The organism is Bacillus sp. MRMR6 (genome assembly GCF_001940785.1).
Lineage (GTDB): Bacteria > Bacillota > Bacilli > Bacillales > Cytobacillaceae > Neobacillus.
On the sequence record NZ_MSLS01000007.1, the window covers coordinates 131,520 to 143,230 of the forward strand.

Here is an 11,711-nt window from a genome sequence, read left to right on the forward strand (position 1 = left end):
GTCTCTATTTCTTAAATACATGCTGACCAATGACAAGGGTTGTTTCTCTTGTATCTAGCCAGCGACTTGTGGCAATAGAGGGATTGTAAAAGAATAATGCACCTGGTGCCATCTCACGCTGCTGTGATAAGGCAGCTATTACCGCATTGATGGAGTCCTCATCAGCTGGCTTATTAATAGCACCATTGCTGRCAGGCTGAAATTGTCGCGGAGCATAGATCACTTCCTTAAGGGTATCGGGGAATTGTGAACTTTCTATTCTGTTTAAAACAACACAAGCTACCGCGACTTTCCCTTCAAAAGGTTCAGTCTGAGCTTCAGCTCTAACTAATCGAGCTAACAGGTCTATTTCAGAATCGGAAAGACTTTGGTTTGGAGTACTTTCTTCTATTATTTTAGTAGTAGTAGATGTTAATTCACTAGCTTTTTCAGGATTAATAGAAGGCATTGGTTCACTAGCCGGGGACACTTCAATAGAATCAATTGTTTTAGTAGTATGAACGGTTTGTCCAATATGTATAAGATTAAGGTCGGTAATATGTGGGTTAATCTCTGCTAACTCTTGTAGGGATAATCCACTTTCTCTTGCGATTTTACTCATCGTGTCACCTTTTTGGACAGTATGTGCATACGCTGGAGTAGCAAATAATACCATAGCTAAAATCGTTAGTAAAAAAGTTACTTTTTTCATATTTCTAGTCCTCCTAGTTGATTCGGTTTTGGTTTAAGCTTTTGTATAACTCTATTACTATGAACGCCTTAAGTAGATTAGTATTACAGTTTGGTAACATAGAGATAACAATCTATTACTTATAGTGGATAAAAATTCCAATTAAGTAGTTTGAATATGTGGTCAGAACAGAAGAAATAAACCTGTGGGAATGATATTATTTGAAGTAACAAAGGATAAGTAAATGGCTGTGTTAAAGGATACTGTTGGTAGATTGGAGCGAAGGGCACTCGACTCCTGCGGGATGTAGAGGTTTCTGGAGACCCCACAGGCACTAAAAGTGCCGAGGAGGCCCCAGGACCTCCCCGCGGAAAGCGAAGTGCCTGGAGCGTAAATCAAAGGTAATTTTAACACAGCCAAGTAAGTAAGCATTTAATTTTTTTTCCATCACGTAACTTGTTACTATATGAATGTATCTTCAAACCGAAAGGAATTATAAACATGGCAACAATTAATATACCTGTTTCTGTTTTAAATCTTGCCCCCATCCGCGAAGGTCAGACTGCTAAACAAGCGATTGAGTCAATGGTGGACCTTGCACAGGCGACAGAGAAGATGGGGTACCAACGATACTGGATAGCTGAGCATCATAACACACCTACCCTTGTAAGTTCAGCAACTTCTCTCTTAATCCAACATACGCTTGAACACACCGACACCATCCGGGTCGGATCTGGTGGAATTATGCTGCCGAACCATTCTCCATTAGTGGTCGCTGAACAATTTGGAACAATGGCAACGATTTATCCGAATCGTGTGGAATTAGGACTTGGAAGAGCACCAGGCACAGATATGATGACCGCAAATGCTTTAAGACGTTCGAAAAATGATTCTGTTTATACATTTCCGAACGATGTTCAAGCACTTCTTACCTACTTTGGCTCAGAGAATCAGCAAAGCTATGTGAAAGCATATCCAGGTGTTGGCACGAATGTTCCAATTTACATCCTGGGTTCATCCACTGATTCTGCACACTTAGCGGCAAAATTAGGTCTGCCATATGTTTTCGCTTCCCATTTTGCACCAAGATTTATGGCAGAAGCGATTTCTATCTATCGAAGAGAGTTCCAGCCGTCAGAGTACTTGGAGCAGCCTTATATGATGGTTTGTTTAAATGTAATTGCAGCTGAGACTGATGAAGAGGCTGAAAAGCTATCAACTACCATGAAGCAATTCTTCCTAAATGTTGTCCGTGGCTCGCAAAACAAACTAAAGCCGCCAGTAGACACAATGGATGGGATTTGGAGCCCTGCTGAAGCAGAAATGGCTGAATCAATGTCGAGTGTGACACTGTTAGGGAATAAAGATAGCATTCGTCAGCAGTTAACCGATTTCCAAGAACAATTTGATGTAGATGAGTTCATGGCAGTTTCGTATATATATGATCAGGATAAACAAAAACGGTCATATGAAATTTTAAAGGCAATAGTGGACGGAAGATAAAAAAGGAATTTACTCATAAGTGGCATTTATTTGCCGTGTTGAGTAAGTTCTTTCTTTTATAAAATTTTCTATAAATTGTCCATTGTAAAAGACTTTATCAACAGAATGAAATAGGACCTCCTTTTTAGGAGGTCCTATTTTTAGTTTAATGAATTTTTTTCATCATGTTATACCATATAACACCGCCATGTTCTGATTCTGAAACTCCTTGGTTCATGTAGCCTAGCTTTTCGTAGAAGCCAATTAAGTCTTTTTTACAAGTGAGTGTAATGGTTTCACGGTTGTGAAGCTTTGCTTTCCGTTCGAGATGGATAAGCAGTGCAGAGGCCACTCCCCGCTTTTGAAATGGCGTTGCCACTGCCACTCCTAAAATACTTTGATGTCCACCGGAGGCCGGATTTGACTTAAGATCATTAAATAAGTCATCTGAAATGTAGGGCTTATGAATCACTGGACCATTAATCAACCCGACAATCTCTCTGTCTTCTTCTGCGACAAAAAAACTGTCGGGAATATTTTGAATTCGTTTTTTAAACGCTTCTTCCGTAGCTGCCTCTTCCTTTATAAAACAAAGGTTCTCAATTATTACTAAGTAAGGTAGATCTTCCAATTTTACGTTCCGTATTTGTAACAATATGATCATCCTTTCGTTGTATAGACGATAATTAAAATAATCTCATATTCTGCCAAAAATATCGAAATATATATCCTCAAAGGTTATAATTTAACTAAGCTACAAACCAATGAAAAGAGGTAGGTTAATTGGATCATTTAAAAAAGTTAAGCCCTTTATTAAAAGGATTCATTGAAAAAGGACCAGCTGGCTGTGCACTTTCAGTGAACCATAAGGGAGAAACCCGTTTTGAAGATTATGTTGGGTTTTCAGATTTAAAGACAGAGAAGGCGATAAAAGCAGATACGATTTATCGAATTTATTCAATGACTAAGGTCGTCACATGTGTCGCAGCACTAACCCTATATGAGCGTGGATATTTTCTTCTAAATGACCCTTTAGAAAAATACCTGCCAGAATTCGAAAATCCCAAGGTTTACCGCACGAATGATAAAGGTGAATTATACATAACCCCTGCATCAAAATCCATACGTGTAAAAGATCTGTTCATGATGACTTCAGGTATAACCTATGATGGTGATGCCAATGAGACAGAGCGTGAAGTTAGGGAAGTAATGGCTTCATTAAGAAATGATAAAACAATAAATGTCCGAGAATTATCCAAGGCGTTAGCTGCCATTCCATTAGCCTTCGACCCGGGAAGTCAGTGGCGATATGGTTTAAGTCATGATGTACTAGCTGCGTTGATTGAGGTATTGTCCGGAATGACATTTGGGGAATTTCTTCAGAAAGAGATATTTGAACCGCTATCGATGCAGGACACCTTTTTTACGATCCCAGATGAAAAAAAGCATAGGCTTGCCCGTCTTTATCATCGTAAGGAAGATGGTTCTCTGCATGAAATCACCGAGATGGATTTTCCCTATCAACAAGGGGTCAGCTTTGAAAGCGGGGGTGCTGGCTTATTATCCACGTTAAGTGATTACAGTCGCTTTGCTCATATGCTGGCAAACGATGGAGAACTTGATGGAGTAAGAATACTAGGAAGAAGGACGATTGAACTCATGTCAACCAACCATCTTACGGCTGAACAACTCACTTGTTATGACTGGGATTATCTTGCAGGTTATGGTTACGGGCTGGGAGTCAGGGTCATGATGAATCCACAAGCTGGCGGGAGCAATAGTTCGTTAGGTGAGTTTGGCTGGTCTGGTTTAGCAGGTACATGGGTGTTAATTGATCCAAAGGAGAAGCTTTCTGCAGTATATATGCAGCAAATGCTTCCAAACTTTGAGGCATACCATCAGCCAAGATTACGTAATGTCATTTATGGAGCACTTTAACAGGATAATATGTTTTTTGCTAAGGGCTTCCCAAGGGAGCCTTTTTTAATTGGTGTAAATTGTTTTTCTTGTATAGGTGCTATAAGACGGTTTCTCTGATCACTAATGAACATTGGTCTTGTATAAACACATCATTTAGCACTTCATCATAAGATATAGTAATCGCTAGAGGAGGTGATTATATATGAAGGTATGGTTAAAGGCTGTTATTCTAACATACCTTACACTATTATTCTTTGGCAGTTTTATTGCGGTTGGGATGTTGTGGACAGGTGCTCTTGACGAGACGATCCCAGTTATTGCTGATATAAAAATCTTCTTATATTATTTCTTTGCTGGGGCGATTGGCGGTTCTCTAAGACATCTATATATGTTTTGTTCCCACTATATGGATGGTAAGTTAACCGATTATCGAAAATGGATTATGTATATTTTTTATCCCATTTTTGCAACTGGCACAGCCGTAGTAGCAGTTACATTAATCCAAAGTGGAATTTTACTAATCGAGTTCGTCGACTTTGAAACCGCCCCGTTTGCACAAATAAGCTTAGCTTTTTTTGTTGGGTTTGGGTTTAACCGTTTTTTAAACAAACTAAATTCTGTTTCGAAAAATATGTTTCAGACAAAAAATCATCGGAATGTAGATGTTGAAATGGAGGCAGAAAGCAAAATGGAAAGTAAGTAACTAGAATAAATACACATCCAGTTATTTGAAGAATAGTATGTGTTTAAAAAGGATTCGAGGAGATCGGGTATGCCTATTAATTTTCCAGTACACATACATACACAAAGAGTTAGCACAGGGCCAAAAAAGATAGTTTATTTTCCAAAGGTAATTAGAATGGACAATAACCAATTTGAAAGATCAATAAATCGAGCCATTGTCCGTCAAACACAAGCATTAATTGACCAGCAAGTCGGAAATATGCCAAGTACAGTAGAAGAGATGCTGGGCTTATATGAAATTAAAAACAATCAGCGTGACGTGCTAAGCCTATCACTATCCAATTATACTTATCACCAAAAAGCCGCACATGGCATGACATACATTAAATCACTTACATTTGACCTGCAAAAAGGGAACCACTGCGAATTGAAAGACCTGTTTAAGTCTAATAGTAATTATGTAAAAAGACTTTCTGAATTAATTAAGATACAAATTGAGCAAAGAGAAATCCCTTTGTTAGACAATTTCACAGCTATACAACCTGATCAGGACTTTTATATTGCAGACAAGACACTGGTTATCTACTTTCAACTTTATGAAATAACTCCCTATGTGTATGGATTTCCGATGTTTCCGATTTCCGTCTTTGATCTTCAAGAAATCATTGAAGATAACGGGGCCTTAGGAAGGATGGCAGAAAATAATTAGCTGTCAAAGTGGCGGAGGTTCCATGTAATTTAATTGGAAGATTATTGTACAAAAAACACTTCGTATAATATATTCGTTTATTTTGGAGAAAATAAACTCATAAATTAGGCGAGGTGGACCGTGGATAAAGGGCAATTAGACGCATATGAAAAAATAAAATCGATGCAGCAGCATCTCAATGAAACACAAGTAGATTATTGGCATGCTCATTCAGCTCTTGATACTTGGCAGTTTTGGATCATTCTTATCTTGTTTTTTTTGCTACCGCTTGTGTCAGTGCTTTTTTTCATAGATGGGAAGAACAAATTATTGATAGGCTTTTATGGTTTTAATATCCATGTATGGTTTGGTTATATTGACAGAATCGGAAGTGAGAATGGTTTCTGGGGTTACCCTTATAAAATCTTCCCATTTATACCTGGGAATGTTTCGCTAGATGCCGCTTTAGTTCCCATATTATTTATGTATGTATACCAATGGACATTGAAAACAAACAAAAACTTTTATATTTATTCCATTGGCTTGTCGGTTTTTTTATCTTTTGTATTCAAGCCGATTATCAACATGCATGAACTATTTAAATTGCATAAAGGAATCAACTTTCTTCACTTATTTATGTTTTATTGTATTATCTTTATATTTTCAAAAATAATTACAAACATTTTTTTGAGACTGCCTTTGCGTGAGAAACCAAAAATGGATAAATAAAAAGGTAAGCATGTACAATGCTTACCTTTTTCATACTACAATGCGAAACAGAATGAAACATTAAAGAATATTCAAGTTAAATTAAAGCTGGTCTTCTTATCAAACGTTTGACCAATGTCAAGACATCATCAAGTAAGTTGACGGCTTTTGTGCCTATTAATAAAAGGTTGAAAAATAGGGTTATGAGAATATTCAAAGTGCATCCCTCCACATTGAAGTATAGTGTTAGTTGAATAACACTACTGTTAGTGTAAAACGAATAGCTTTTTTTATTCTGTTGTTTAGATTTTTAAAAATGCTATGTTAAATGAAAAGATGATACAATAGTAAAAAAAATAACGGGGGCAATAGAATGTACAGTTTTAAAAATGATTACAGCGAGGGAGCACATCCTCGTATTTTAACTGCCTTAATGGAGTCAAACCTAGTGCAAGAGGATGGGTATGGGGAAGACCGCTTTACACTAGGGGCCGTTGAATTGTTAAAAGAAAAAATGGGTGCACAGAATGTTGATATCCACTTACTTTCTGGAGGAACACAAACGAACCTTATTGCAATCTCCGCCTTTTTGAGACCCCATGAAGCGGCAATAGCTGCGAGCACTGGACATATTCTTGGGCATGAAACCGGTGCAATTGAGGCAACAGGGCATAAAATCTTATCAATTGATACAGAAAACGGAAAACTAACAGCTTCAGACTTGTCTGGTGTTCTCGAAGCACATGCAGACGAGCATATGGTGAAGCCAAAGCTAGTATACATATCGAATTCAACTGAAATAGGTTCAATTTATACAAAAAGTGAACTAGAAGAGCTCCGAAATTTCTGTGATGAGCAAAAGCTCTTCTTGTATATGGATGGTGCCAGACTGGGTTCGGCCTTGTGTTCTGATGAGAACGACCTAAAGTTAAGTGACCTGCCTTCTCTTGTGGATGCCTTTTACATTGGCGGTACAAAGAATGGGGCACTACTTGGAGAAGCTTTAGTCATTTGCCGTGACTCTTTGAAAGAGGACTTCCGCTACCATATGAAGCAAAAAGGGGCCTTGCTTGCGAAAGGTAGACTTCTCGGTATACAGTTTATGGAGCTTTTTCGTGATGATTTATTCTTTGAGCTTGCGGCACATGCGAATAAAATGGCAGCGATGTTAAGAGATGAACTCAGTAAATCAAGTATTACTTTTTTAACTCATTCAGCTTCCAATCAAATTTTTCCAATTCTGCCGAATGCATTCATTTCAGAAATGCAGAAAAACTTTACCTTTCATATTTGGGAAAAGGGTGAGTCTGGTTTCTCAGCTATTCGTTTAGTCACATCTTGGGCGACGAAAGAGGAAGCAGTAACAGCTTTTATCGATGAATTAAAAAGATATCAGGTAGACAGCTTGGAAAAATCGCTCTTATAAGGAAGAAAAGGATGAATACTAACATGAAGCCTCTTTTATCATTTGAATTTGCTGGTTCAGATGGAAAGATAAAACCTTGCACTTTTAAGAATCCTCACAAAGTATTGATTGCTTATACCTTAGATGAGGTATTGACGAACTTACAGCTAGTTGAAGAGGCAGTAGATCACGGTTATTATGCAGCAGGATTTTTGTCATACGAAAGTGCTGCTGCCTTTGATCCTGCAAACAAGGTAAAAAGCGGGAGTAAAATGCCCTATCTCTGGTTTGGACTTTTTTCAGAACCAACGATTGAAGCAATTAATAGTACTGGCGAATATAAAATAGCAAAATGGCAGCCATCCGTTACTAAGGATGAGTACAATCAATCTATTATGAGGATTAAGGACCATATAAAGAACGGAGATACCTACCAGACGAATTATACCATCCGTTTACATTCCCAGTTCGCAGGGGATGATGCTGCATTTTTTGAGGTGCTGAAGAAGGCACAGTCTTCTAACTATTGTGCGTATATTCATACAGGCGAACATAGTATATTATCGGCATCCCCTGAATTGTTTTTCCGCCTGGAAGGAGACAAAATTACAACGAGGCCAATGAAAGGTACAACGAATAGAGGTAAGTCATTTGCGGAAGATACGGCAAAGGCAAGTGAACTGTACCATTCAGTAAAAGACCGGGCTGAGAATGTAATGATTGTGGATTTGCTGCGAAATGATTTAGGTGTGGTTGCAGAGCCTGGTACAGTAAAGGTTGATAAGCTATTTGAAATTGAGCAATATCCAACCGTCCATCAAATGACCTCAACCATTACAGCCCAATTGGCTAAAAATACATCCCTCGTGGATATTTTTAAAGCATTGTTTCCTTGTGGGTCCATAACTGGTGCACCAAAGATAAGTACGATGAAGGTCATCTCAGAACTTGAAACATCACCAAGGGAGGTTTATTGCGGAGCGATTGGGTATATCACCCCTAAACGAGAAGCGATCTTTAACGTTCCAATAAGAACCGTCTTAATTGATCACCAGACGGGGAGAGCAACCTATGGAGTGGGCGGAGGAATTACTTGGGACTCCACCTCAGAAGGGGAATATCATGAAGTTTTAGCAAAAGCCAAACTGCTTGAAACAGAAAGAGGAGAATTCCAACTGCTAGAAAGTTTTCTGCTGGACACTGGAGCCTACTTTTTATTTGAAGAGCATCTCAAACGGTTAGAACGGTCGGCGAATTACTTTCAGTTTCCTTTCAACCTGCTAGAGATAACGGACACCTTAGATGAGTTCGCGAGCATTAATTTTACAGGCAAATTTAAGGTTCGTTTCTTACTAGCAGCAGATGGTGAAATAACCATTGAAGGTCAGGATATTAGCCCAGAGTATCCCAGTTTGAAGGTGATACTTGCTGAAGAACCTCTTGATAAGAATAATCTATTTTTATACCATAAGACGACGAATCGGAAGGTGTACTCTTCCTTTCAAATGAAAAAGCCTTCTGGTGTTTTCGATATCTTGCTCTGGAACGAAGACGGTGAGATAACAGAATTTACGAACGGTAATGTCGTTCTTAAGATAGACGGTGGTCTGTGGACCCCGCCCGTGGAGAGTGGTTTATTAGCAGGGACCTTCCGTGAAAGGTTATTACAATCCGGAGAAATAAAAGAAAGACTATTAACCAAATCAGATTTAAAAAGGTCTACAGAAATTTGGTTCATCAATAGTGTGAGAAAATGGGTAGAAGTTAAACTAACCTAAGAAATACAACCACTTTTCTGCGTCAATCACATTATTGTTAGAAATATAAATTTGATATATGTACATACTACTCTTGAACATGATAAAAGGAGGAAAGTACATATGCCAAATGCAAAACAATATGTTGATCAAAGCATGTCTTCTGTCCAAAATACAGTGGACTCACTACAGCAAGCACTTAACACTGTTGAAAAGGAAGACAACAAAAACAAAATCCAGCAAGCGATCTCGTCACTGCAATCCGTACAACAGCAACTATCTAATTATCAAGACTAAACAATTACAAGTCAAAAAAACACCTCATTCTACCAATAGAATAAGGTGTTTTTATTTGTGCGGTTATGGTTTAATGAAAAAGGGCTATTCCTATAAAAGTGAGATAAATCATCAAAGACGATGTTGATTTATGTTTTAATGTATAATAGGAGTAAGTTTGGGAGGGATTAAATGACTAGAGATGTAGTGTTTTCATTACCAAAGATAAAGAAGGAGTCACTATCAAGTAATAGAACTTCTACAATCATGACTGACTTAAAGTTACTTTTTAAAGCGCCAGTATTAATCGCTAATGTTTTACCTGTCTTTACAGGGTTTTGGTTGGCTCTTTATTTCAATCATCTTGCTTTTATTGATTATATAAATGTTTTTGTCTTGTTAATGACAGGTAGTACGATGGTAATGGCGGGGGCACTGCTTTTAAATAACTGGTATGATGCTGACATAGACAAAGTCATGGAACGAACGAAAAAGAGACCAACGGTAACCGGGAATATCTCTTTAAATGTGGTTCTGTGGTCAGGAATTGTATTGACCTTATTTGGTTTTATCCTTTTACTATTTACAACCCTTGATACAGCATTTTATGCCTTTATTGGCTGGATTACCTATGTGCTTCTCTATACAATGTGGTCAAAACGCAGATATACGTTTAATACAATCATAGGAAGTGTTTCAGGTGCGGTCACACCATTAATCGGCTGGGCAGCAGTTCAACCGGACATGAATCTAATTCCTATTATCCTTTTTCTTCTCTTGTTTATTTGGCAAATGCCGCATACGTATGCCATTGCAATTAAGAAGTATCATGAATATAAAGCAGCCGGTGTAGCGATGCTCCCGGTGGTACGTGGGTTTGATGTAACGAAGCGTCATACACTAGGATATATTATCTGTTTACTGCCACTGCCCTTTCTAATGATAGACCTTGGTCCGATTTTTATTTTAATCGCTACGATATTAAACATTAGCTGGTTAGGATTATGTATCAGTGGATTTTTTACGAAGAATAATCATAAATGGGCTCATATAAACTTTATTTTTTCAGTAAATTACTTAACCTTGTTATTTCTTCTAATGATCGTCGTGACATTACCATGGTTTAGATAATTTCAACATTATTTCAATCGATGAAAGCTGTCCTAGAGTTTGCAATCAAACCGCAAACAATAGGGCAGCTTTTTTTCATGGAGTTTTGTTTGTTCACAATTTTGTCATTTTTAATATACAGTTATGTCTTTGTCTATTCAATATATTTAAATAATAAATTTTTGCGTAAATAAGGTATAAATAGTGAATAAAAGTCTGCTGTATCAAGGTTTCGTCTTTAGGTACACCTATTAGTGAAATAATGAACGAACTTTTAGGTAATAAAAACCTACCTTTATGCGTGATTCAGTTCACTACATTGAGAACTGTTCGCAACTATATTGGAAGTAAGAAGACATTAAGGGGGTTGAGGGAAGATGGGAGCAGTAAAGGAAAAGAAAGATAAAGTGCAGGACGAACCACTAAAAGGGACATGGATTTCCGTAACAGTAGTGGGTGTAGTTATTCTTGCTACGTATCTATTACTATATGGATTTTATATGGACAGATTTTAAAGGGGGAAAGAAAAAATGAAAATGCATCTTGATGAAAAAATTTGGCTGTTTCTGAGTTTCGGGATGATTATGGGTTTTATGCTAATTACCGGATATCAAGCTTTCGCATTAGGAATGGCTCCACCAAGTAATATGGAGACGATTGATCCACAAAGAGTAGATGAAATTACCCCATTTGATAATCCAGGCATTAAACAAATCGGTGACAATGAATATGAAGTGGTAATGACGTTACAAGCATTTGGTTTTACTCCAAATAACATCGAAGTACCTGAGGGTGCAACGGTTCACTTTATTCTTACATCAAAGGATGTTGTACACGGGTTCCAAGTGGCCAATACAAATATTAATGCAATGGTAATGCCAGGGCATATCCAAAAAATCACCCAAAAATTTGATAAAGCTGGAAGCTATTTAGTGATTTGTAACGAATATTGTGGTGCTGGACACCAAGTAATGAGTACAACGATCACGGTTAAATAGGGGGGAAGTAAAA

13 protein-coding genes are annotated in these 11,711 nt (G+C 37.7%); 11 read left to right on the forward strand and 2 right to left on the reverse strand.

Features of this window, described 5'->3' with window-relative positions; all coding sequences use genetic code 11:
- Positions 1–4: 4 nt before the first annotated feature.
- A complete protein-coding gene (locus BTR25_RS09665; RefSeq protein WP_075687859.1) occupies positions 5–691 on the reverse strand; it encodes a cell wall hydrolase in 687 nt (228 codons plus the stop codon).
- 480 nt (positions 692–1,171) lie between these two features.
- Here BTR25_RS09665 and BTR25_RS09670 point away from each other — a divergent pair, with 480 nt between their 5' ends.
- Entirely contained in the window at positions 1,172–2,173 is a 1,002-nt protein-coding gene (locus tag BTR25_RS09670) for an LLM class flavin-dependent oxidoreductase (protein WP_075687860.1), read from the forward strand.
- A 145-nt stretch (positions 2,174–2,318) separates the two neighbouring features.
- On the opposite strand, the gene BTR25_RS09675 is transcribed toward BTR25_RS09670, so the two are convergent.
- A complete protein-coding gene (locus tag BTR25_RS09675; protein ID WP_075687861.1) occupies positions 2,319–2,807 on the reverse strand; it encodes a GNAT family N-acetyltransferase in 489 nt (162 codons plus the stop codon).
- Positions 2,808–2,935: 128 nt separating this feature from the next.
- Between BTR25_RS09675 and BTR25_RS09680 the strand changes: the two genes are divergently transcribed.
- From BTR25_RS09680 to BTR25_RS09715, 10 genes are all read left to right on the forward strand, one after another.
- A complete protein-coding gene (locus BTR25_RS09680; RefSeq protein ID WP_075687862.1) occupies positions 2,936–4,090 on the forward strand; it encodes a serine hydrolase domain-containing protein in 1,155 nt (384 codons plus the stop codon).
- Positions 4,091–4,274: 184 nt separating this feature from the next.
- Positions 4,275–4,775 carry a hypothetical protein gene (locus BTR25_RS09685; RefSeq protein WP_075687863.1) on the forward strand — a complete coding sequence of 167 codons (501 nt, stop codon included), beginning with the start codon at positions 4,275–4,277 and terminating at the stop codon, positions 4,773–4,775.
- A 69-nt stretch (positions 4,776–4,844) separates the two neighbouring features.
- On the forward strand, positions 4,845–5,465 hold the full coding sequence (locus BTR25_RS09690; RefSeq protein ID WP_175596737.1) for a DUF3298 and DUF4163 domain-containing protein: 621 nt from the start codon (positions 4,845–4,847) through the stop codon (positions 5,463–5,465).
- Between the two features lie 120 nt (positions 5,466–5,585).
- Complete coding sequence (locus BTR25_RS09695) at positions 5,586–6,173, forward strand: CBO0543 family protein (protein WP_083652312.1); 588 nt, start codon at positions 5,586–5,588, stop codon at positions 6,171–6,173.
- Between the two features lie 352 nt (positions 6,174–6,525).
- Entirely contained in the window at positions 6,526–7,578 is a 1,053-nt protein-coding gene (locus BTR25_RS09700) for a threonine aldolase family protein (RefSeq protein ID WP_075687864.1), read from the forward strand.
- Positions 7,579–7,589: 11 nt separating this feature from the next.
- Positions 7,590–9,335 (forward strand): aminodeoxychorismate synthase component I, encoded by a 1,746-nt coding sequence (pabB, locus tag BTR25_RS09705; RefSeq protein WP_083652313.1) that lies wholly within the window; start codon positions 7,590–7,592, stop codon positions 9,333–9,335.
- 102 nt (positions 9,336–9,437) lie between these two features.
- Positions 9,438–9,611, forward strand: a complete 174-nt coding sequence (locus BTR25_RS27505; protein ID WP_175596738.1) for a hypothetical protein — start codon at positions 9,438–9,440, stop codon at positions 9,609–9,611.
- Positions 9,612–9,782: 171 nt separating this feature from the next.
- The gene (gene cyoE / locus BTR25_RS09710) at positions 9,783–10,721 is read left to right on the forward strand and encodes a heme o synthase (protein WP_075687866.1); all 939 of its coding nucleotides are present in this window, start codon (positions 9,783–9,785) and stop codon (positions 10,719–10,721) included.
- 356 nt (positions 10,722–11,077) lie between these two features.
- The gene (locus BTR25_RS27085) at positions 11,078–11,215 is read left to right on the forward strand and encodes a cytochrome c oxidase subunit 2A (RefSeq protein ID WP_139311210.1); all 138 of its coding nucleotides are present in this window, start codon (positions 11,078–11,080) and stop codon (positions 11,213–11,215) included.
- Positions 11,216–11,230: 15 nt separating this feature from the next.
- Positions 11,231–11,698, forward strand: a complete 468-nt coding sequence (locus BTR25_RS09715) for a cytochrome c oxidase subunit II (protein ID WP_075687867.1) — start codon at positions 11,231–11,233, stop codon at positions 11,696–11,698.
- The last annotated feature ends 13 nt before the right edge of the window (positions 11,699–11,711 follow it).

Coding starts and splice junctions, on each gene's coding strand:
- BTR25_RS09685 (WP_075687863.1), top strand. CDS start 4,275: ATGAAGGTATGGTTAAAGGCTGTTATTCTAACATACCTTACACTATTA.
- BTR25_RS27085 (WP_139311210.1), top strand. CDS start 11,078: ATGGGAGCAGTAAAGGAAAAGAAAGATAAAGTGCAGGACGAACCACTA.
- BTR25_RS09715 (WP_075687867.1), top strand. CDS start 11,231: ATGAAAATGCATCTTGATGAAAAAATTTGGCTGTTTCTGAGTTTCGGG.
- BTR25_RS09700 (WP_075687864.1), top strand. CDS start 6,526: ATGTACAGTTTTAAAAATGATTACAGCGAGGGAGCACATCCTCGTATT.
- BTR25_RS09690 (WP_175596737.1), top strand. CDS start 4,845: ATGCCTATTAATTTTCCAGTACACATACATACACAAAGAGTTAGCACA.
- BTR25_RS09670 (WP_075687860.1), top strand. CDS start 1,172: ATGGCAACAATTAATATACCTGTTTCTGTTTTAAATCTTGCCCCCATC.
- BTR25_RS27505 (WP_175596738.1), top strand. CDS start 9,438: ATGCCAAATGCAAAACAATATGTTGATCAAAGCATGTCTTCTGTCCAA.
- pabB (WP_083652313.1), top strand. CDS start 7,590: ATGAATACTAACATGAAGCCTCTTTTATCATTTGAATTTGCTGGTTCA.
- cyoE (WP_075687866.1), top strand. CDS start 9,783: ATGACTAGAGATGTAGTGTTTTCATTACCAAAGATAAAGAAGGAGTCA.